The organism is Citrobacter sp. S46_ASV_140, assembly GCF_018919545.1.
Lineage (GTDB): Bacteria > Pseudomonadota > Gammaproteobacteria > Enterobacterales > Enterobacteriaceae > Citrobacter > Citrobacter braakii.
Genome location: NZ_JAHLRC010000066.1, coordinates 1 through 21,003 on the forward strand (window position 1 = coordinate 1; position 21,003 = coordinate 21,003).

Here is a 21,003-nt window from a genome sequence, read left to right on the forward strand (position 1 = left end):
CGATCCGGAATTGATGGTTGGTCTGAACTACGAGTTGTTATTTCTGGAATCGCTCAAACTGGTCGTGCGCCCTAACCACCCGTTGTTACAGGAAACCATCACGCTGAGTCGGGTGATGGAGTGGCCGGTGGTGGTTTCACCAAAAGGAACCGCCCCTCGCCAGCACGCAGAGGCGTTGTTGCAAAGTCAGGGCTGCAAAATGCCGCCGGGCTGTATTGAAACGCTGTCAGCATCACTCTCCCGCCAACTGACGGTCGATTACGACTATGTGTGGTTTGTCCCTTCAGGCGCGGTTAGAGAAGATTTACGCAAGGCGACGCTGGTGTCGTTGCCGATACCCACCCACGGTGCGGGTGAACCCATCGGCATTCTTACCCGTGTCGATGTGCAACTCTCTCAGGCCGCGCAGATCCTGATCGCCGCAATACGCAAAACTGTACCGTTTTGATGCCAAAAATTAAGGGACCATCAGGTCCCTTAATTGATTTTATTGTTAAAACGTTTCCCAGTTATCGCCACTGGCAGTTGCCGCCTGCGGACGTGAATGGTCAGGCTTTGTCGTCACAGGCGCGCGTTTAATAGCACTTGTCCCTGTTAAACGGAATGTGCCAACAGCTTCCGTTAAGCGCGCCGCCTGCTCTTCCAGCGATGCCGCTGCGGCAGAGGCTTCTTCAACCAGCGAGGCATTTTGCTGCGTTACCTTATCCATTTCTGAAATTGCCTGACTCACCTGGACGATACCCCGGCTCTGCTCATCAGAGGCCGCCGCAATTTCCAGCATAATGTCGGTGACGCGTTTTACCGCATCGACAATATCCGTCATCGTATTGCCCGCAGCGACCACTTCTCCGGAGCCCTGGTCAATCAGTCGGACTGATTCGCTGATCAATCCTTCAATCTCTTTTGCCGCCTGAGCGCTGCGGCTTGCCAATGTGCGCACCTCACTGGCAACCACGGCAAACCCACGGCCCTGCTCTCCTGCCCGCGCCGCTTCAACCGCTGCGTTCAGCGCCAGAATATTGGTCTGGAAAGCAATGCTGTTAATAACGGCTGTGATTTCGGAGATTTTCTTCGAACTCGTTGAGATATTGCCCATGGTTTTGACCACGCCAGAAACCATCTGACCGCCCCGACTGGCCTTGCCGGAGGCATCTTCTGCCAGCTTGCTCGCATGATGCGCGTTGTCGGCGTTTTGCTTCACCGTCGCCGTCAACTCTTCCATGCTGGCCGCCGTTTGTTCAATCGCCGCAGCCTGTTGTTCGGTACGTGAAGACAGATCGGTGTTCCCCGCCGAAATCTCACTGGTACCGCGATAAATCTCTTCCGCGCCCTGACGCACCGTGCCTACCGTTTTCCCCAGCGAACGTTGCATTGTTTGCAGATGGCGGCTCAGGCGACCAATTTCGCTGCGCCCGGTCGGTTCCTCCGGCATGGTGAGATCCCCCGCTGAAATTTGCTCAATACGCTGGGCGGCACGCAACAGAGGATGAATGACGGTACGGCGCAGAACAATGAACGTCATCACGGTCAGCGCCAGCGCAAGAACAAATGCGCCCAGCATAAAAGCCATACCAAGCTGTGTACGCTGATGCGCCTGTTCGCTTAACTGATTCGCCCTGGTGGTACGAATGTCGATCGCCTTTAACAGCACCTTGTTGTAAGCAGAGTCCAGCGGTCTGGCCTGTTCATTTTCATGGTTGATGATCGCTTCAAACATGCCGTTTTTAGCGTACTTCAGCATCGGCTGTAAGCCGTCGGTATAGGCTTTGAAGCTGGCGCTCAGTTCAGCGTCTAACGCTTCATCGGCAGACGTTTTTACCGCGCGTGACATATAAGCATTGAAACCGTCCTGCGACTGCTTAATCCGTTTTTCTGCCTCGGCGATATTGGCCTTCATGTCATCCATTTCGGCAATACGGCTCGCCGCGCCGGCGTGGATCATGTTGATACGCGCGGTACGCAAGTGGTTAGAGCTGTTAGATAACCCCATCCTGACCTGAATCTCATCGGTTACGTCGCGCTGATCGCGATCGGCCTGCATAAGAAAATAGCTTGCCAGCCCGGAACTTAAGGCGAACAGCAGAAGGATGCCACCGAGAATGGAGGAAAACAGCGGAACCAGCCGGATTTGATGCAGAAAGCCCAGTTTATGCTGGGCTTGCATCGATGTAGTGTTGTCCATGACCGTCGACTCTCTTGTAGGGTTTATGCGTGAAAACACGCCCGTTAGATAGTCATCGGCAATCCGGGAAGTTTACTTACCGTGAAAAGCGCCGGATTCGTCACACTTTCACAACATAATTCAAAAAAATTCAGGAAAGTGCCAGCGGTGAAATCCGCTGGCCAATGAATTAGTTATCGCCAAAGTGGATAACGGTACGGATGGATTTACCCTGATGCATTAAATCGAACGCGTCGTTAATCTGCTCCAGCGGTAAACGGTGGGTAATAAACGGATCTAACTGAATTTTCCCGCTCATCGCATCTTCAACCATACCAGGAAGCTGAGTACGCCCCTTCACGCCGCCAAACGCGGAACCGCGCCAGACACGCCCGGTAACTAACTGGAACGGACGCGTTTTGATCTCTTGTCCGGCTCCTGCCACGCCAATAATGATGCTTTCGCCCCATCCTTTATGGCAGCATTCCAGCGCAGCGCGCATCACGTTAACGTTACCGATACATTCGAAACTAAAGTCCACGCCGCCATCGGTAAGCTCGACAATCACATCCTGAATCGGTTTGTCGTAATCCTTCGGATTGATGAAATCGGTCGCGCCCATTTCACCTGCCAGCGTAAATTTTTCCGGATTGGTATCAACGGCCAGAATACGCCCGGCTTTCGCCTGCGCCGCGCCCTGAATCACCGCCAGGCCAATACCACCCAGACCAAATACGGCGACGGTATCACCTTCTTTCACTTTTGCGGTGTTATGGACCGCTCCGATACCGGTGGTCACGCCACACCCCAGCAGACACACTTTGTCCAGCGGAGCCTGCGGGTTAACCTTCGCCAGAGAGATCTCCGCGCAAACGGTGTATTCGCTGAAGGTGCTGGTGCCCATATAGTGATAAATCGGCTCGCCGTTATACGAGAAACGGGTGGTGCCATCCGGCATCAGACCTTTGCCCTGGGTCGCACGCACGGCCTGACACAGGTTAGTTTTACCCGATTTACAGAACTTACACTCGCCACATTCTGCGGTGTATAGCGGGATCACATGATCGCCCGGTTTCAGGCTGGTAACGCCTTCACCCACTTCAACCACAATGCCGCCACCTTCATGGCCGAGCACCGCCGGGAAAACCCCTTCCGGATCGTCGCCTGAGAGCGTAAAAGCATCAGTATGGCACACGCCGGTGTGGGTAATTTTAACCAGCACTTCACCTTTCTTTGGCGGTGCGACATCGATTTCGACAATTTTTAACGGTTGGCCAGGGCCGAATGCAACTGCTGCACGTGATTTCATTTGTCTCTTCCCATTATTGCGAGGTGATGGTGTTATTTTAGATAAGCACGCAGAAGATGGCCGATTTCAGCCATGCGCACGGCACGCTGGTCTGGGGTTGTTTCCCCGCTGACCAGTTCGTCTTTCAGGTGGATCTCAACCATTTCGCCCATCAGGCCATTGGATGCGCCGCGCACGGCGGCAATTTGTTGCAGGATAGCCAAACACGGCTCGCCGGACTCCAGCGCGCGCTCAAGCGCATCAACCTGACCGCGAATACGGCGTACACGGGTGAGAATGCGTTTTTTATCTTCGGGTGAATGCGGCATACGCCCTCCAAATACTATAGGGGGGTATACTATCAGTCTTTTTAACTAATTGTAAAATTAATAACTTGTTATTCTTTAATGAGTTGCACAAACAGCACATTTAGACATATCACCGTGTAAAGCGGTTTTAGAGCCGCAACACCGAGCGCTTTGTCGATGGATTCTGCATCGCTGAACAGTCCGGATTTTTTCTGGAGCAGCGTAACTGGATTGTCACTCGCAAAGAACAGGCAATTGAAAGACTCATGTAATTATGATCAATACGAATACCCCCGACTACAAACCGGGGGTTTCTATTTTTTAATACGCTATATATATAATAATTAGTTACTTATTCCGTAACTGCACACTCTGGCACGCGAATTTCCTTAATGAGTCTGGAAAAACTTTTTAACGAACACATTCCCTGACTATTTTTCTCTTCACATGCAATTAATTTTAAATCAACTTTGCCGGCAGGTTTTTCTAACGATAACGGTTGTATATCCCTCATATCTCTCAGCGTCTGATAAACAAATGAAACCTGAACCCAATCCGTATTATCACTGGTTCTTTTCCACTTTTCGAATACAAGCTCCCCACCAGGAGGGGTATTATCGGGTTGACCGGGCAGCGACCAGTTAAGATCTAAAGCCCCGCTTAAATTTGCAAGATTGGTATCATGACCAGCAATAAACAACAGAGATACGGGTAATTTTATGCCATACCTGTTTTCTGTTGTACCATTTGTCAATAATGCAGTGTCTATCATATCGAGTAATGGTGTGGCTCTACTACGGGCAACTTCTGGAGTTCTTTGCAAAAGATCAAACTGAGCGTTATGCAGACTTAACAAATCTCTCCATTCTTTTTCTCCCGTAATACGCCCCCAGGCTACCTGTGGCATTCCCTGGGCCTCTTGCAACAGAAATATCTCAGTCAGCGTGGAAGAAAGACTCCAGGCACCAGGTAATGATACATTGTCAGGAGTTACCTTAAGTTCAGACGGTAAAGCCTCTGGTAATGTGCATTTCGTAGACTTCTCTGTAGTCTTACATGTCTCCGATTGTGAGAAATTTAAAACATTTTCCAGGGTCCGAAACGAAGATTGATAGCGTTGGGTATACAGTTCAATATTTCCTCCGGCCCGTTCCAGAATAGCGTTTTTAACCTTCAATGTGTTAAACGAACATTTCCCCATTTTTACCGGATTAAAAAGAGGATCAGTTTTTTCTTCATCCTTCTGATAATGCACTTGAATTTGACATTTTGGTGCTAACCCAACCAGAAACGCCTCACCCGTTTTACGGGTGCGTTGATCCGTGTCTGCAATAACAGCAACCTGCCCTGGAGATGGGCACGTTTGATTATTCAACAGACCTTTGCTCGTGAACCATAAACGTTGATACTGACCTAATTCAGAAACAAGTTCTCCCCCACGAGGCGTTAGCCATCCTAACGGCACATCCCATTGTGGCCATTGATCGGGTGTAACATCTTTCATTATTGGAGTGAACTTCGTAGGTGCTCTTACTCCATGACGGCTCACTATCACAACCCGCTCAAGTTTCATACCGTTCTGCTCTTCAGCATGTATTGAGAAAGAACCGCATAAGAGAGAAAAAAATAATAAACGAATGATGAATGTACTCATTACCAGCACCACCTTTTCGTAAGTGAAAAACAAACAACTCGTATAAGCCAGTTCGATAACTGGTTCTATCAGATAGAAATAATCCTACTCCTGAGTTCACAACAATCCAACTTTTTGAATATCAACTTTGTCTCTTATCGAAGTATTAAAGGAGCGCTAATTTAGCCGCACTGGAAAGGTATCCAAGGTTATGGAATCGTTGGCAATTTACAACGTCCTGTCATTGAAAGGATAATTGATCCGGTATAAATAAGGTGGGCGGAAGCCTTGTTTGGCTATCAATTTACCCGCAGCAAATCACTGTATCTCGTTGTATAACGTGGTGAAAGCATGTCTCGCTTCATCGCCCACGGCTGCTGTATCCCTTGCCCGGCAAAGTAGAGCGTTCCTTTCCCCTTTTCAGCATTAAGAGTATCCAGTAGGTCCATCAATTTATCGCTGTTACGCCGCGGGGCGTTATTATCAAAAAGATTCAGCTGTGCAACGCCAGAGCTAAAAAAATCCCCCAGCATAACGCCCGCTTTTTGATAACGTAGCCCCTCTCGCCAAACGGCGTCCAGGCTGCGCGTGGCTGCTGTAATAATGTCCCGGCTATCCTGAGTTGGCGTCAGCAGTTTTATCGATGCGCTGTTACCGTAATAAGGTTCATTCAGGGCAAACGGACTGGTTTTGATAAACGTAGAGATAAACCGGCAGTACTGGTGTTCTCTGCGCAGCTTTTCCGCAGCACGTGAAGCATAGGTGCAAATGGCCTCTCTCATGGCGTTGTAATCCGTGAGTTTTTCACCAAACGATCTTGAGCAGATAATTTCCTGCTTATCCGGCGCAAACTCTTCCAGCGCCAGACAAGGCTCACCGCGCAATTCCCGGACGGTTCGCTCAAGCACGACGCTGAAATGTTTACGAATGAAGCGAATATCGGTATCCGCCAGGTCGAGAACCGTTTTAATGCCCATAACGTCCAGTTTTTTGCCGATACGGCGTCCGATGCCCCAGACTTCATCAACCGGGAGTGCTGCCATCAGCTTACGCTGGCGTTCAATATTTGAGAGATCCACGACTCCGCCCGTCTGTTCCTGCCACTTTTTGGCCGCATGGTTTGCCAGTTTGGCCAGGGTTTTGGTCTGAGCGATACCGACCCCAACCGTGAGACGTGTTTTCTGCAAAATGGTTGCTCTGATTTCCTGACCAAAATCCGTAAGATCCCTGCAGTTTCGCACGCCCGTTAAATCACAAAAGGCTTCATCAATACTGTATATCTCCACGCGTGGCGATAACTCCTCCAGAATCGACATCACCCTGCTGCTCATATCCGCATACAGTTCGTAGTTCGAACTAAAACAGAACACGCCATAGCGCCTGAACAGATCTTTCTGTTTGAAGTACGGAGCGCCCATATTAACGCCAAGCGCCTTTGCCTCTACGCTGCTGGCAATAACGCAGCCATCGTTGTTTGAAAGAACGACAACGGGCTTCCCTTTCAGATCAGGCCGGAATGCCGACTCACAGCTGGCATAAAACGCGTTAACATCCACCAGTGCAAACATCATCAGCCCGCTGCTTTAATGATAAATGTCACCACGCCAAATATATCCAGCGTGTCCTCGCTGCTAATCATGATCGGCGCGTAGGCGCTGTTCTCTGGTTTCAGCATCACAACCGGATGTAATTGCAGGCGTTTAACGGTGAATTCGCCCTCAACGGCGGCAATAACGATGTCTCCATGGGCAGGTTTTCTGGCGCTGTCGACAATCAGTAAATCGCCCTCGCCGATCCCTGCTCCCCTCATAGAGTCGCCAGATGATTTAACAAAATAGGTTGCGCTGGGATGCCGTACCAGCAGGTCATTGAGGTCGATACGTTTCTCAACGTAGTCCTGTGCAGGAGATGGAAAACCGCAGGGCACAAGATCGCTAAATAACGGAAAGTGTTTAATTTCGCGGCGTTCCGCAGGCTGGAAAAACAACATAATAATCTGCCTCTCATTTACTGTATTTATATACAGTAGTTTTAATAAGAGCAGCAATCAAGTAGCGAGTGTGATGAACTGGACGTTGTTTAACCATCTTGTCGGTAAGTTTTTATGATGTCTGGAAAAATAATCGGCTAAAAAAATACCCCGCATTTGCGGGGCATTACATCAGGAGCGTTTTCGCGGCATCATGCGCAGCAGCGTATTGTCCTTCCAGAAATAGTGGTGCATCAGAGCCGCAGCGGCATGCAGAGCAATAACAAAATAGCCCAGATTTGCCAGCGTCACGTGCCAGGACTTCAGCATATCCACTACATCAAAATTGGCCTCTGCCGCATGCGGCATAACGATGCCGAATGCAATCCACGGGTTACCCCGGTTGTACATCATCACCAGTCCAATAATCGGCAGAACAATAAACAGCAGATAGATAACCAGATGCCCCAGATGCGCCATTCCGGTCATCATCGGCTTCGGTTTTGGCACAATCGGCGGTGCCGGATATTTTAGCCTGACCAGCAGACGCGCCACCATCAGCGTTAAAATAGTGATGCCACAGGATACGTGCACCATGTTAAATAAGGGACGATAGCTGCGCGGGAAAAATCCGCGAAACTCCATAGCGCTGTAGGCCACAATGACCAACAAAAAGACCAGCCAGTGAATGCCAATTTGCAGGCCAGAATACTTATTCCCCATAACACTTCCTGAATAAAAATAATAATGCGTCACCATAACGGGCTTTTGTTAAAAATTCATTAACTTTTGCTCACCCGGCTTATTCGTACGCGGGATAAATTTATCAAGCTCTCGCCTTCCGGCGGAGATTCGCCTCCACCGTCTTTCATTTCCCGCGAATTCAATACGTCGTGAGTCTCTCCCCGTTTTCAATTCATTAACTATGTTATAGCTAACCTTTGCCAATGAGGGAGCATAGTAATGGAAGCACTGAGTCGTGAAGCGTTAGAAAACATGATGGAGCAAGCCGTTGCCCACGCGGCCACCTTCTCATGCTGGCCGCAGGGTGAAGCCCCCGGAGCAAAAAACAGCGATGCGGTATTCACGCCTGAACCCCGGCATACCGGAACGTCTGCTTATGATCGTGCGGTAACCGGCATTCGTGCACCAGAAATTACCGTTTACGCCCCTGCAAAACCTAACGGCACAGGGATCCTTGTTACCCCTGGCGGCTCTTATCGTCGCGTGGTGATGGATAAAGAAGGCAGCGCACTGGCACCGTTCTTTAACGCTCACGGTTATACCCTGTTTGTGATGACCTACCGCATGCCGGGCGATGGTCACGAGGAAGGCGCAAATGCGCCGCTGGCCGATGCCCAACGCGCCATGCGCTACATTCGCGCCAACGCTCATGAATGGAAAATCAACCCTGACCGTATCGGCGTGTTGGGCTTCTCCTCCGGGGGACACGTGGCCGCCAGTCTGGGAACCCGGTTTGACGAATCGGTTTATACGCCGATTGATAGCATAGACGAACAATCTGCGCGCCCTGCTTTTATGGCGCTGGTGTACCCGGTGATCACCCTGCGCGAAGATATCGGTCACCCAGGCTCTCGCCTTGAGCTGGTTGGCGCAACGCCCGAAAAGGAAGACCTGCAGCGCTATTCTCTTGAAGAGCGAGTGGATAACACAACGCCGCCGACGTTCTTGCTACACGCCATTGACGATCCGGCGGTGAAGGTGGAAAACAGCCTGGTCTTCTTTAATGCGCTACGTAGGCCAGGGGTTTCGGTCGAAATGCATCTGTTTGAACGCGGTAAGCACGGATTTGGTATTCGCGATGCGCAGGGATTGCCGCTGGCCATCTGGCCGGAATTGATGATGAACTGGATCGCCAGCAAAGTGTGAGAATTGCGCCGGGTGGCATACAGGCTCACCCGGCGAAAACTTAGGACTGCAGATACACCACCTGCGTTTGCAGATATTCGTTCAGACCGTGTTTACCGTCAGCCCCGCCAATCCCGGACTTGCGCCAGCCAGCATGAAAGCCCTGCATCGCCTCGAAGTTTTCACGATTAATATAGGTTTCGCCAAACTTCAGCCCTTTGATCGCCTTCATCGCCGTATTCAGATTCTGCGTATAGATCGATGAGGTCAGACCGTAATCGCTGTCATTGGCCATCGTCAGCGCCTGTTCCAGCGTATCAAACGCTACTACCGGCAGCACTGGACCAAACGTCTCCTCGTGCATAATCGCCATCTCCTGGCGCACGTCTAACAGTAACGTCGGTGGATAGTAATACCCTTTGCCGGAAACGGCCTTACCGCCCAGCACCACTCTGGCGCCTTCCTGCACCGCTCGTGCAACTTTCTGCTCTACACGCTCCAGCGCAGCGGCGTTAATCAGCGGCCCCATCGCAATATCATTACGCTCAGCCGGATTGCCAAACTGCACGGCTTTCATCGCCTCGCCCAGACGATTGACGAATTGGTCATAAATACCTTTCTGAACGTACACGCGCTCGGCACAGTTGCATACCTGTCCGGTGTTGATCACCCGCGAGTCAACAATTGCCTTTACGGCCAGTTCAAGATCGGCATCATCCATCACGATAGCCGGGGCCTTGCCGCCCAACTCCAGACAAACTTTGGTGATATTTTTAGCCGCCGCAGCCATAATTTTCTCACCCGCCCCGACGCTACCGGTCATGCTCACCATGGCCACCTTCGGGTTTGCGGCCAGCGCCTGACCGACCGTTTCACCACGTCCCAGTACCAGATTAAATACGCCGCGCGGCAAGCCAATATCATCAACAATTTTGGCAAAGGCGATGGCGTTATTCGGTGTAAATTCACTCGGCTTAATGACAATGGTATTACCCGTCAACAGTGCGGGAGCCAGTTTGCGGGCAATCAGGAAAAATGGAAAGTTCCACGGCAGAATGCCCGTAGTCACGCCCAAAGCGCGCTTAAACAGCAGAATATTCTCGCCCGGACGATCGCTTTGCAGGATCTCGCCTTCATAGCGACGCGCCCACTCCGCCATATAATCGATATAGTCGGCGGTAAACGAGACTTCGACCTCAGCCAGTTGCTGTATTTTTCCACCCTCCGCCACAATCAGCGCACTGATTTCACTGGCTCGCTGACGGATACCCGCAGAAATTTTGCGTAACCAGTTCGCCCGTTCAATGGCGGGCAGCGCTTCCCATTGCGGCTGAGCGCGCTGTGCAGCATCGATCGCTTTACACGCATCCTCGGCACGTCCATCGGGAATACGCGAGATCACCTCTTCCGTGGCAGGATTGACGACATCAATCCAGGCATCATCGTGCCAGGTCACAAACTGCCCATCGATATACATAGGATGTTGTACGGGTACTGACATGCGGCTCTCCTGTGATTGATTTGTTCTTAACAAGTAAAACTATTGTTAATTAATATCAATCATGCAGGTCGTATTATGGCTGGAGTGGCTGTTCTGTGAGCGGCTTCATAAAAGCGTCTGGCAAAGTGATGATGAAGGGAAAAAACAGGTGTGATTTTTGCCCGTTTGCCGCAAAACGCCGACAAACGGGCAACAGGAATTACAGAGAGCGGCTCTCCAGTAAGTCAGTCAGCACGATGTCATTTTGCAACTGCTGCCAGGCTTGCTCAACGTTCTGAGGAATATCAACATGGGCGATAAAATCGCGGCCGCACGGCCCATAACCGGTGGCATCATCACGCAGGCGAGGAAGCTCACCGGTTATGAGAGACAGATAGCGATCCACTGACCACAAACCTTCTGCTGCTGGCACAAAATCCACGCCGTCTTGCTGTTGGGTCAGCTCAGGGATGAATCCAGGGAAACTCAACCAGCGCGGCGCATGCGGCTCATCGCGGGTTACGCGCTGAAAGGTTGCCATCGTGCGACGTTGCATAGTGGGATCCTGTACCACAATGACGGTATGAATACTTTCCGTCGCCTGATTCAATAATGCACAGCTAAAACGGGCATTCTCACCGCAGTTTGTTGACTGGTCTTCCACCCAAATCTTCTCCCCCGGGATTTGCCAGAACTGATGTGCGATATCGGCAAGGATCGCCGCTTCCGCGCGCCCGGTGGTACGAATGATGTTGTAACGAGGATGCTCTGCAATCGCGTCATACAGAAATCGTGTGGAGTGACCGATGCCACCGCTAATCAACAAGGGAACCTGTTGCTCTTTCGCGATCCGGCAGGCGGCGTCGATGGTCGGAATAACCGCGTTCCCTGCCAGAATCACGCAATCTGACTGAACGGTGATATTCCCCGTAAAATCATTCTGCGCCAACCATCGCCCTACGGTATTGATCGCCGCAAGCGTGGTTGCGGAAAGTGTCGGAAACTGGCTCATACTCATGACTCCTGATCTTAATACTTTATCGGGTTGCATACCGGGCGGTGACGTCACCTTACCCGGTATGCTGTCTGGTACCGATTTATCCCGAAATCTGCTCCATCGCCTGCAAAATACGTTTATCGGAAATCGGATACGGCGTACCAAGCTGCTGGGCAAAATAGCTGACGCGCAGCTCTTCTATCATCCAGCGGATCTCTTTGACATCGTCATCTTCACGGCGCGCGGGAGGCAGTTTATTGAACCACTGCTGCCAGGCCTGCTGCACGCTATCCACTTTCAGCATCTGCGCACGGTCACGATGCGGGTCGATAGCCAGTTTTTCCAGACGCTTTTCGATAGCCTGCAAATAACGCAGCGTATCGCCCAGACGCTTGAAACCATTGCCGGTAACAAATCCACGGTACACCAGCCCGCCCATCTGCGATTTGATATCCGCAAGCCCCAGCGCCATGGTCATATCCACGCGTCCTTTCAGACGTTTGTTGATATTAAACACCGCGGTCAGAATTTGTTCGACCTGCTTAGCAATATCCACCACCGTATCGTTCAGTTCAGCCCGCACTTTTTCATGCAGCGCCGCAAAGCCTTCTTCGGTCCACACCGGACCACCGTTGGCGTCGATCAGTTGATCCACACCACAGGATATACAGTCGTCAATCAAATCCAGCACTTTACCGTACGGGTTAAAATACAGCCCCAGCTTGGCTTTGTTGGGCAGTTTCTCATGCAAATATTTGATTGGTGAAGGAATATTCAGCAACAACAGGCGGCGTAAACCGCACCACATCGCCTGCTGTTGCTCCAGCGGGTTATCAAACAGTTTGATGGCAACGCTGTCACGCTCATCCACCAGCGCTGGCCAGGCTTTTACCTTATAGTTACCGCGTTTTTGCTCGTAACTCTCCGGAAGCTGACCGAAGCTCCAGATGTGCAACCCGCTCTGTTCGATACCGTCATCCGCCACCGCAGACAATGTTTCCTGAACTTTACCCTTCAGTGCGTCTTTCAGATCCTGCAGCGAACGTCCTTCCTGCAGCTTTTTGTTCTTATCATCCACTACCCGGAAGGTGATTTTTAGGTGATCGGGCACCTGATCCCAATGCCAGTCTTCACGGTCAACGGTCACGCCGGTCATGCGGCGCAGTTCACGCTCCAGCGAGTCCAGCAGCGGCAGTTCCAGCGGCGTGACGCGGCCTAAAAACGCTTCCGCATAGTTTGGCGCGGGCACAAAGTTGCGTCGTACCGGTTTCGGCAGAGACTTAATCAGGGCGATAACCAGTTCACGGCGCAGCCCCGGAATTTGCCATTCAAAACCGCTCTCTTCGATCTGATTGAGCAGCGGGAGCGGAATATGCACGGTCACACCGTCCGCATCGGCCCCGGGTTCGAACTGGTAACTTAACCGTAGTTTGAGATTGCCCTGATGCCAGAAGTTCGGGTAATCCAGCTTACTGATTTTTTCCGCGCCCTCTTTGATGAGCATGCTCTTTTCAAAGTTGAGCAGATCCGGCGTTTCACGGCTGATCTTTTTCCACCAACTGTCAAAGTGACGCGCGGAGACTACATCATGGCTGATGCGTTGGTCGTAAAACTCAAATAGCGTCTCATCATCAACCAGAATGTCGCGACGGCGCGATTTGTGCTCTAACTCTTCCACCTCAGCGCGTAACTTCAAATTGTCACGGAAAAATGCATGGCGCGTTTGCCAGTCGCCTTCCACCAGCGCATGGCGGATGAACAGTTCTCGCGACAACGCGGGATCGATCTGGCTGTAGTTCACCTTACGGGCTGCAACAATCGGTAAACCGTAGACGGTAACCTTTTCTGTTGCCATCACTGCGCCCTGAGCACGTTCCCAGTGCGGTTCACTGTATGAACGTTTGATCAGATGCTGGGCAACCGGTTCGACCCACTCAGGATCGATGCGTGCAGCAATACGTCCCCACAGGCGGCTGGTTTCCACCAGTTCCGCTACCATCGTCCACTTCGGCGGTTTTTTAAATAGACCAGAGCCTGGGAAGATCGAGAAGCGAGCGTTACGCGCCCCGGTAAATTCCTGTTTATCGGCATCTTTCATCCCGATATGTGACAGTAAACCGGTCAGCAACGCGACGTGGATCTCTCTGTATTCAGCGGGTTCGCTGTTAACAGGAATCCCTAACTCTTTCACCACCTGACGCAGTTGCGTGTAGATATCCTGCCATTCACGCACGCGCAGGTAGTTCAGAAAATCAAGTTTGCACTGACGACGGAACTGGTTTGACGACAGCGCTTTCTGCTGCTCGCCGAGATAGTTCCACAGATTCACAAATGCGAGGAAATCAGACTCTTTGTCGTGGAAACGGCGATGCTTCTCGTCGGAGGCCTGCTGCTTGTCCATCGGGCGCTCGCGCGGATCCTGAATAGACAGCGCCGAGGTGATAATCATCGCCTCACGTACGCAGCCATGTTTTTGCGCTTCCAGCACCATGCGCGCCAGACGTGGATCCACCGGCAGTTGCGAGAGCTGACGGCCCAATGGCGTCAGTTTGTAAGCGGTTGCCTGTTCGTCGGTGGTTATCGCCCCCAGTTCTTCGAGCAGGCGTACACCGTCCTGAATGTTACGTTTATCCGGCGCTTCAACAAACGGAAACGCCGCGATATCGCCCAGCCCCAAGGCAGTCATCTGCAAAATAACGGACGCCAGGTTGGTACGCAGAATCTCCGGGTCGGTAAACTCCGGGCGCGACAGGAAATCGTCTTCGGAATACAGACGAATACAGATCCCCTCCGAAACACGACCGCAACGGCCTTTACGCTGGTTGGCAGAGGCCTGCGACACCGGTTCAATCGGCAAGCGCTGAACTTTGGTGCGGTAACTGTAACGGCTGATACGCGCAGTACCCGGATCAATCACATACTTGATCCCCGGAACGGTCAGCGAGGTTTCCGCCACGTTGGTCGCCAGCACGATACGGCGACCGCTGTGCGACTGGAACACACGATTCTGCTCGCTGTTGGAAAGACGCGCATACAGCGGTAGCACTTCGGTATGGCGCAAATCCAGCTTATTCAGCGCATCGGCGGTATCGCGGATTTCGCGCTCGCCGCTCATGAAGATCAAAATGTCGCCCTGACTTTCACGGCCTAACTCATCTACGGCATCAAAAATTGCCTGCAATTGGTCACGCTCGGTGTCATCTGCGTCTTCAACAATTGGACGATAGCGAACTTCCACCGGATAGGTTCGACCAGAGACTTCGATAATCGGTGCATTATTGAAATGCTTTGAAAAACGCTCCGGATCGATGGTCGCCGAAGTGATGATAATTTTTAGATCCGGACGGCGCGGCAGAAGCTCTTTCAGATAGCCGAGCAGAAAATCGATATTCAGGCTGCGCTCATGCGCTTCATCGATGATGATGGTGTCGTACTGCATCAGCAGCCGATCCTGCTGGATTTCCGCCAGCAAGATACCGTCCGTCATCAGCTTAACCATGGTGTTGTCGCTGACATGATCGCTAAAACGGACTTTATAACCGATACAACCGCCCGGCTCGGTTTGCAGCTCTTCTGCAATACGGTTCGCCACGGTACGCGCCGCCAGACGACGCGGCTGGGTATGGCCGATCAGCCCTTTTACCCCGCGCCCGAGCTCCATACAGATTTTGGGTAACTGAGTGGTTTTCCCTGACCCCGTTTCCCCGGCGACAATCACCACCTGGTTATCGCGGATCGCTTCCAGAATATCCTGTTTTTTCTGACTGACGGGCAGGTTTTCCGGGTAGCTGATGACCGGACGCGCGGCTTCACGCAGCACAACTTTACCTGCAGCGTGATCAATCTCTTTTGCCATCTCCTGGTAAATGGCCTGTTGTGCATCAGGATTTTTAACCTTCTTCACGCCCTGCAGGCGGCGGGCAAAACGCTCTCTGTCACGCAGCATCAGTGAATCCAGCTGTTGCTGCAACATGTTGAAGGTTAATTTTTGTTGTTCTGTCATAGCGTTAAAAGGCAGTGCTCTGCCGGGTTAAATCTCTTTTAGATGATAGGTATAGAGTACCACATCAGCGCTTTTCATGTGTTGTTCAATAATTTCGAACATAGGATTCGATATATTGCGCTATCACTGCGACAGGATTGTGAATAAAGTGTCAACAAGCAACGGGGCACTCCCCCTTCAAACACATAAAAGGAAACACCCATGAGCAAGGTATTAGTTCTTAAATCCAGTATTCTGGCAGGGTACTCTCAGTCTGGTCAGTTGTCTGATTATTTTGTTGAACAGTGGCGTGAAAAGCACTCCGCTGATGAAATCACCGTCCGTGACCTAGCTGCAAATCCTGTTCCGGTACTGGATGGCGAACTAGTGGGTGCGCTGCGCCCGAGCGATGCACCGCTGACACCGCGTCAGCAGGAAGCGCTGGCGTTGTCCGATGAGCTGATTGCTGAGCTGAAAGCGCATGATGTGATTGTTATCGCCGCGCCGATGTATAACTTCAACATCCCAACCCAGCTGAAAAACTATTTCGATCTGATTGCCCGTGCAGGTGTGACTTTCCGTTATACCGAGAAAGGTCCGGAAGGTCTGGTGACGGGTAAACGCGCAGTCGTGTTGACCAGCCGTGGTGGTATCCATAAAGATACGCCGACTGACCTGATCACGCCGTATCTGAACGTATTCCTGGGCTTTATCGGCATCACCGACGTGAACGTCGTCTTTGCTGAAGGCATTGCGTACGGCCCGGAAGTGGCGTCCAAAGCGCAGTCCGATGCGAAAGCCGCTATCGACAGCGTCGTCGCTGCCTGATACTTCACCCTCTCACCATCCGGTGGGAGGGTTTCTCCAGCATTTACTTCTTTACCTGCACCTGTTTGCCGTGAATGCGGTTAATATCACGCCAGATGGTTGCATAATCTCTGCACTTCGCCAGATTCTCTTCCCAGCAATGCAGCAAAAATTGTTCTGGCTCGGCAACATCCCGGCTTAACAGCTTGAATATCCAACGATTCCAGACATACCACTTGAAAAGCCACATGATTTCACTCCGCAACGCGACCGGTGTTGAACTATATCAGCCTCAGTTTGATTCCGTGTGGCAACTATTGCGATGTCGATGAATAAGTCAGCGTCGTGCCTCTCCGGTTGTGTGCAGAGAAGATTTATTATTTTCTCAACCACTTACCATTGATGCCCTGGACGTACTCCCCTGGTTTAGCCCGAGCGACCAGCTTTTGTCCGGCCATTTTCGCCACTTCATCTGGAGGAATGTTATTGCTCTCAGCCAGTTGCTGATAGCTGGCGCTGCGTGCTTTATTAATCTCACTCACCAGCGCCTGCGTTTCGGCGTCGGTTTGCAATGCCACCAGATAACCATTAAGCGTTTCGCCCACCCGCCCCTGGGATCTGGCTTCATTCAAGGTCAATGCCCACCCATTGCCACTGAATAAACTCAATGCCACCAGGATCACTGCAAGCTGTTTTTTCATCGTGACCTCAGAACAAATCGCTGCGCGATTTTAATAAGCTCTCAACGTCTTTATCGACTTTGATATGGATCTCATGCTCGATTTTGACGTTCATATTAATAGTGATCGGCTCTTTAGGCGCAGCCACTTCGATTCTGGGTGTGCAGCCGATCAGCAGAGATGAAGCCAGCAGACCCAGCATGGCAGCTATCGTTTTCATTGTTGTTCCTCACATTCCTTGCCTTCCGGGCAATGGGATTCCGGCAGCGCTGCATTTTGTTCAAGCCATGCCTGTAAATTGTCGCCAAAACGCAAACTACGCCATAGCGTAAAGACGTTTTCCTCATGGGTGTAATTCAAATTAACCGTCCCCACTTTGCCATCCACCCGGCTATTGCCAGTTACGGTTGCCTGCATGGTTAAGACACCGAGATTATCCAAATTTATTTTCGTCCAGGAATGGCTTATTTCCATATAACGCAGCCAGTTAATGGCCGCACCGGCTGCCATATTATCTTTGACGACGGCATCCGCCGTGTCTTTATCAATACGCAGCGTCATAGGCCCCGGGTTGGTCAGCCAGCCGTCTTTAATGATCCACTTTTCGTTATCCAGCCATAACGGCAACGCACCGCTGACCGGGCCAGACATGGCGAATTGTTTGGGATTAACCGCGCTGATAAGCTCGCTGGAAGAGATATTCTGCACCCGTAATAATGCCGGATCGTGCTGCGGCATCCGCAGTTGTTGCATGATGACTTTGCCCCCCAGCAGTTCGGCGCTGACATCGCTTAACAGTAACGGATTGTCTTCACTCCAGGGATACGCCCCCTGTAGATCGGCGGCGATATTTTTCACCGTCACCTGATTCACCACTTCCGCAACACGCAGTGAAATAGGTCCACGCGTACCCAGTTGCCATGCGCCTTCACTAAACCGGAAAGGCAACACAAAATCGACGCCATTAATTTGGTTATCGGGCATCCAGGCGCTACCGCCTTTTAATACCCCATGGCCGCCCGCTTCAAAGCCCTGTTCCGGGGCAGCCGAAAACGCAACCTGCGCATACAGTTCACCTTCACGTAGCTTCATTTTCCAGTCTGGTGGGATGAGCGGTTGGAATACGGTGAGCGATTGTTTTGGCCACCAGGCCTGTCCGCGCAGACGGATCCCGTCCCAACGGCCATTTACCTGTACTGGACCTATCGCGCCCGCGTGAAGCTGGCCTTTAAACTGGAAAATCGTCGGGTCGGTGCCTTCCACGCTGAACTTCAGGGTTGACGGCGGTAACACGCTCCCCCCGGTAAAGGTGGTGTTCCCTGCGTCCAGCGACAGCGCGCCGCTAAACGTCGGCTTGTTGGCATCCCGTACCCAGACGATCGGCTCGTCCATCACCAGGCGTGGGGTTTCCACCTTCATGGTGCCGTATTGCAGGTGGTCAAATCCGGTGGAGAGATCAAAAAGCTTCAGGGTGTTGTCATGCCATTCGCCCTTACCCGCCACGTCCCAACGCGCATGCATTGGCGTAAAGCTGCCTTTGCCCCAGTACCGCCACTGCCAGCGACCCGCGTCAGGGAGAAAATCATTTGCCAGACCATCCAGATGCAATTCAAAACCGCCCATCTGGTTTTCATGCGCGCGCAATATAGCCTGCAGACGGCCATCTACGCCGCGCTGCGTTACTTTTACGCCCGCCAGCGGCCAGCGAATTTCGTCAATATCCAGCGAGTCAATCACCCGTCCACGCGAACGCAGCAGCGCTCCTGGCTCGAAAGCCAGCTGCGGGTCGTCCAGGCTTCCGGTGAGTCTGGCGGGTAATTTGGCGTAGAAGATCAGGTCACCCTGTTTCGCCTCGCCTATCAACTGTAACGGCATATCGCTACTATCCACACCCAGCTTACCCGGCCCCAGCGTTAATACGGCGTTTCCTTTACCTGCATCGCCTTGGGTCAGTATGTTCAGACGCCCGCTCACCACCGCATTTTCCAGCCCGGCCTGCCAGTTTTCAACTTTCATGCCCAACCGCCCGCTGAGCGGGAATCCCTGATAAGGCCAGTTCCAGCGACCGTCGCTGATGGTTAATTGCTGACGGGTTATTTCCCACGGAAGATCGAGCAACGGATCGGCATTGTCCCGCGCCATAACGATCAGTTGTCCGCTGTTTTCTTGCCACTCCAGTTCTGCGTCCACCAGTGAGGGTTCCTGCGGCAAGCTCAGAGTAGCAACCGCATGACCGCTCACCGGTAGTCCATCAGGAACCAGCGGCATGGTAAATTCACCGACCAGTTTTACCGGCGGTTGCCCTTCAAACGCGGCTATATCCAGCTCATTTACCGTGAGATTTTGCCCGTGCAGACGCCCCTGGAATTTCACTTTTTCACCCTGGTAGCGCAGTTGCTGGGTCGATGGCGTTAGCGAGAGAGACAGTTTTCCCTGCCACTCCTGCCAGGGGGAGAGAATAACTTTGTCGATGTTAATCCAGGTATTGGGCAGCATCGATTGCCATTCAGCCAGCGTTTTGGGCGCTGCCGGAGACGCTTCTGTCTGCGGTAATTTAGCCAGGCAAGCGGAATCCAGCTCAATTGTCCCGACATTGAGCAACCAGCGGCTGGGATGAGAAAGATCGGCCTGAGTAATGCGCGCTAGCGGGCAATCATCGACCAGATAGCGGAGTTCCGGGATATGCAGCCCATGACGTGTCAGCCGTGGGCTCTCATCCAGCGCGATGCGCGTGCCAACAGGTAACCAGACGCCCACCAGCGTAGGAACCCACAGGCCAAGCGTCATGACCAACGTCAGCGGCACGAGAATCAATAATAAGAGAAGTGCCAGAGCGGCTTTATATTTACCCTTCATGGGTAGTTAATATCCTGATTTAGCGAAAATTTAAGCCGGTTTAGGCCAGTATTGTGGCATGTTTAACAGGATATGCCCACATTAAGAATAAATTCCCATGAAGTATATGCACTATTTATTAATCAACGGGAATCAATAAAATAATAATTAATTCAACAAGATAGCGCATTGTTTTATATGGCACGCTGTTACACGTGCCGTCGGGAATATAAAGAACTCAGACTCAATGAGGCCTCAGTTCTCCATCGCTATGTTTAGGTCCTAAACGACCAGCTTCTATCAGAATTTCCTCAATGAGCTCTTCGAGGCACTCTCTACCATGATGATCGCAGACCAGATGTACCTGCCGGGAAATCTCCTCAGGTTTCATACCATCACATAATGCCGCCTTAAGCATTAAGGTGGCCCATCGCTTTGCTTCAGAGTGAGTTAACATGACCCCTCCCGATATTTGCTACCTGTATAAGCGTAGCTGTCTGGATGTGATTCGGCTGGCTTTTTACCTGCATCGATTACGGGTATTGAGTTGGACGGAAAAATATCCAGTTGTTGAAATTGAGTAACCTGCCCACACTAACAACAGATGCGCTGAAATTATTCATTACGCCTATGACTATCAATAACTTTTTAGATTTTGTAAAATAATTTGAATTGGATTAATGTGACGTCAAAATCACTGGAGAAAGTCTTATGAAACTCGCCATCTATAGTACAAAACAGTACGACAAGAAGTATCTGCAGCAGGTTAACGAGGCTTTTGGTTTTGAACTTGAATTCTTTGACTTTCTGCTGACGGAGAAAACAGCCAAAACAGCCCATGGCTGTGAAGCCGTCTGTATTTTCGTTAACGACGATGGCAGCCGCCCGGTTCTGGAAGAGCTGAAAAAGCATGGCGTGAAATATATTGCGCTGCGTTGCGCCGGCTTCAATAACGTCGATCTCGACGCGGCAAAAGAGCTCGGCCTGCAGGTCG

Annotated in this window: 17 protein-coding genes and 1 pseudogene; 4 read left to right on the plus strand and 14 right to left on the minus strand. The window is 51.5% G+C overall.

Annotated features, from left to right (window positions below):
• Positions 1-448, plus strand: a 448-nt coding sequence (locus KQJ19_RS15950; protein WP_253296361.1) for a LysR substrate-binding domain-containing protein, incomplete at its 5' end; no start/stop codon positions are given.
• Between the two features lie 45 nt (positions 449-493).
• Here KQJ19_RS15950 and KQJ19_RS15955 read toward each other — a convergent pair.
• The 7 genes from KQJ19_RS15955 to cybB form a co-directional block, all read right to left on the minus strand.
• The gene (locus KQJ19_RS15955) at positions 494-2,182 is read right to left on the minus strand and encodes a methyl-accepting chemotaxis protein (RefSeq protein WP_153690342.1); all 1,689 of its coding nucleotides are present in this window, start codon (positions 2,180-2,182) and stop codon (positions 494-496) included.
• A gap of 169 nt (positions 2,183-2,351) precedes the next feature.
• Entirely contained in the window at positions 2,352-3,470 is a 1,119-nt protein-coding gene (locus KQJ19_RS15960) for an S-(hydroxymethyl)glutathione dehydrogenase/class III alcohol dehydrogenase (RefSeq protein WP_016153173.1), read from the minus strand.
• A gap of 32 nt (positions 3,471-3,502) precedes the next feature.
• The gene (locus KQJ19_RS15965) at positions 3,503-3,778 is read right to left on the minus strand and encodes a metal/formaldehyde-sensitive transcriptional repressor (RefSeq protein WP_003833178.1); all 276 of its coding nucleotides are present in this window, start codon (positions 3,776-3,778) and stop codon (positions 3,503-3,505) included.
• A gap of 331 nt (positions 3,779-4,109) precedes the next feature.
• Positions 4,110-5,411, minus strand: coding sequence for an AppA family phytase/histidine-type acid phosphatase (locus KQJ19_RS15970; RefSeq protein WP_216403845.1), 1,302 nt, complete (start codon positions 5,409-5,411; stop codon positions 4,110-4,112).
• Positions 5,412-5,689: 278 nt separating this feature from the next.
• Positions 5,690-6,958 carry a Y-family DNA polymerase gene (locus KQJ19_RS15975; protein ID WP_029139549.1) on the minus strand — a complete coding sequence of 423 codons (1,269 nt, stop codon included), beginning with the start codon at positions 6,956-6,958 and terminating at the stop codon, positions 5,690-5,692.
• A 2-nt stretch (positions 6,959-6,960) separates the two neighbouring features.
• Positions 6,961-7,380, minus strand: coding sequence for a translesion error-prone DNA polymerase V autoproteolytic subunit (locus KQJ19_RS15980; RefSeq protein ID WP_016153176.1), 420 nt, complete (start codon positions 7,378-7,380; stop codon positions 6,961-6,963).
• 171 nt (positions 7,381-7,551) lie between these two features.
• Complete coding sequence (cybB, locus tag KQJ19_RS15985; protein WP_019076843.1) at positions 7,552-8,082, minus strand: cytochrome b561; 531 nt, start codon at positions 8,080-8,082, stop codon at positions 7,552-7,554.
• A 240-nt stretch (positions 8,083-8,322) separates the two neighbouring features.
• On the opposite strand from cybB, the gene KQJ19_RS15990 reads away from it, so the two are divergent.
• Complete coding sequence (locus tag KQJ19_RS15990) at positions 8,323-9,249, plus strand: alpha/beta hydrolase (protein WP_049282409.1); 927 nt, start codon at positions 8,323-8,325, stop codon at positions 9,247-9,249.
• Positions 9,250-9,289: 40 nt separating this feature from the next.
• Here KQJ19_RS15990 and aldA read toward each other — a convergent pair whose 3' ends face one another.
• The 3 genes from aldA to hrpA form a co-directional block, all read right to left on the minus strand.
• The gene (gene aldA, locus KQJ19_RS15995) at positions 9,290-10,729 is read right to left on the minus strand and encodes an aldehyde dehydrogenase (RefSeq protein ID WP_016153178.1); all 1,440 of its coding nucleotides are present in this window, start codon (positions 10,727-10,729) and stop codon (positions 9,290-9,292) included.
• Between the two features lie 199 nt (positions 10,730-10,928).
• Positions 10,929-11,726, minus strand: a complete 798-nt coding sequence (locus KQJ19_RS16000; RefSeq protein ID WP_049282410.1) for a YdcF family protein — start codon at positions 11,724-11,726, stop codon at positions 10,929-10,931.
• Positions 11,727-11,805: 79 nt separating this feature from the next.
• The gene (gene hrpA, locus KQJ19_RS16005; protein WP_216403846.1) at positions 11,806-15,708 is read right to left on the minus strand and encodes an ATP-dependent RNA helicase HrpA; all 3,903 of its coding nucleotides are present in this window, start codon (positions 15,706-15,708) and stop codon (positions 11,806-11,808) included.
• A gap of 201 nt (positions 15,709-15,909) precedes the next feature.
• Here hrpA and azoR point away from each other — a divergent pair, with 201 nt between their 5' ends.
• A complete protein-coding gene (azoR, locus tag KQJ19_RS16010) occupies positions 15,910-16,515 on the plus strand; it encodes an FMN-dependent NADH-azoreductase (RefSeq protein WP_006684422.1) in 606 nt (201 codons plus the stop codon).
• Positions 16,516-16,558: 43 nt separating this feature from the next.
• Here the strand turns inward: azoR and KQJ19_RS16015 are convergent, their stop codons facing one another.
• The 4 genes from KQJ19_RS16015 to KQJ19_RS16030 form a co-directional block, all read right to left on the minus strand.
• A complete protein-coding gene (locus KQJ19_RS16015) occupies positions 16,559-16,744 on the minus strand; it encodes a hypothetical protein (RefSeq protein ID WP_016153181.1) in 186 nt (61 codons plus the stop codon).
• A 127-nt stretch (positions 16,745-16,871) separates the two neighbouring features.
• A complete protein-coding gene (locus KQJ19_RS16020) occupies positions 16,872-17,195 on the minus strand; it encodes a YdbL family protein (RefSeq protein ID WP_016156611.1) in 324 nt (107 codons plus the stop codon).
• 7 nt (positions 17,196-17,202) lie between these two features.
• Positions 17,203-17,394, minus strand: coding sequence for a YnbE family lipoprotein (locus tag KQJ19_RS16025; RefSeq protein ID WP_016156612.1), 192 nt, complete (start codon positions 17,392-17,394; stop codon positions 17,203-17,205).
• Positions 17,391-20,030, minus strand: a complete 2,640-nt coding sequence (locus KQJ19_RS16030) for a YdbH family protein (RefSeq protein ID WP_216403847.1) — start codon at positions 20,028-20,030, stop codon at positions 17,391-17,393. The genes KQJ19_RS16025 and KQJ19_RS16030 overlap by 4 nt, the downstream gene beginning before the upstream one ends.
• Positions 20,031-20,720: 690 nt before the next feature.
• On the opposite strand from KQJ19_RS16030, the pseudogene KQJ19_RS16035 reads away from it, so the two are divergent.
• A pseudogene (locus tag KQJ19_RS16035) lies at positions 20,721-21,003 on the plus strand (2-hydroxyacid dehydrogenase); the annotation flags it as partial.

Coding starts and splice junctions, on each gene's coding strand:
- cybB (WP_019076843.1), bottom strand. CDS start 8,082: ATGGGGAATAAGTATTCTGGCCTGCAAATTGGCATTCACTGGCTGGTC.
- KQJ19_RS16015 (WP_016153181.1), bottom strand. CDS start 16,744: ATGTGGCTTTTCAAGTGGTATGTCTGGAATCGTTGGATATTCAAGCTG.
- KQJ19_RS16025 (WP_016156612.1), bottom strand. CDS start 17,394: ATGAAAACGATAGCTGCCATGCTGGGTCTGCTGGCTTCATCTCTGCTG.
- aldA (WP_016153178.1), bottom strand. CDS start 10,729: ATGTCAGTACCCGTACAACATCCTATGTATATCGATGGGCAGTTTGTG.
- KQJ19_RS16020 (WP_016156611.1), bottom strand. CDS start 17,195: ATGAAAAAACAGCTTGCAGTGATCCTGGTGGCATTGAGTTTATTCAGT.
- azoR (WP_006684422.1), top strand. CDS start 15,910: ATGAGCAAGGTATTAGTTCTTAAATCCAGTATTCTGGCAGGGTACTCT.
- KQJ19_RS16000 (WP_049282410.1), bottom strand. CDS start 11,726: ATGAGTATGAGCCAGTTTCCGACACTTTCCGCAACCACGCTTGCGGCG.
- KQJ19_RS15990 (WP_049282409.1), top strand. CDS start 8,323: ATGGAAGCACTGAGTCGTGAAGCGTTAGAAAACATGATGGAGCAAGCC.
- KQJ19_RS15965 (WP_003833178.1), bottom strand. CDS start 3,778: ATGCCGCATTCACCCGAAGATAAAAAACGCATTCTCACCCGTGTACGC.
- KQJ19_RS15960 (WP_016153173.1), bottom strand. CDS start 3,470: ATGAAATCACGTGCAGCAGTTGCATTCGGCCCTGGCCAACCGTTAAAA.
- KQJ19_RS15955 (WP_153690342.1), bottom strand. CDS start 2,182: ATGGACAACACTACATCGATGCAAGCCCAGCATAAACTGGGCTTTCTG.
- KQJ19_RS15970 (WP_216403845.1), bottom strand. CDS start 5,411: ATGAGTACATTCATCATTCGTTTATTATTTTTTTCTCTCTTATGCGGT.
- KQJ19_RS15980 (WP_016153176.1), bottom strand. CDS start 7,380: ATGTTGTTTTTCCAGCCTGCGGAACGCCGCGAAATTAAACACTTTCCG.
- hrpA (WP_216403846.1), bottom strand. CDS start 15,708: ATGACAGAACAACAAAAATTAACCTTCAACATGTTGCAGCAACAGCTG.
- KQJ19_RS15975 (WP_029139549.1), bottom strand. CDS start 6,958: ATGTTTGCACTGGTGGATGTTAACGCGTTTTATGCCAGCTGTGAGTCG.
- KQJ19_RS16030 (WP_216403847.1), bottom strand. CDS start 20,030: ATGAAGGGTAAATATAAAGCCGCTCTGGCACTTCTCTTATTATTGATT.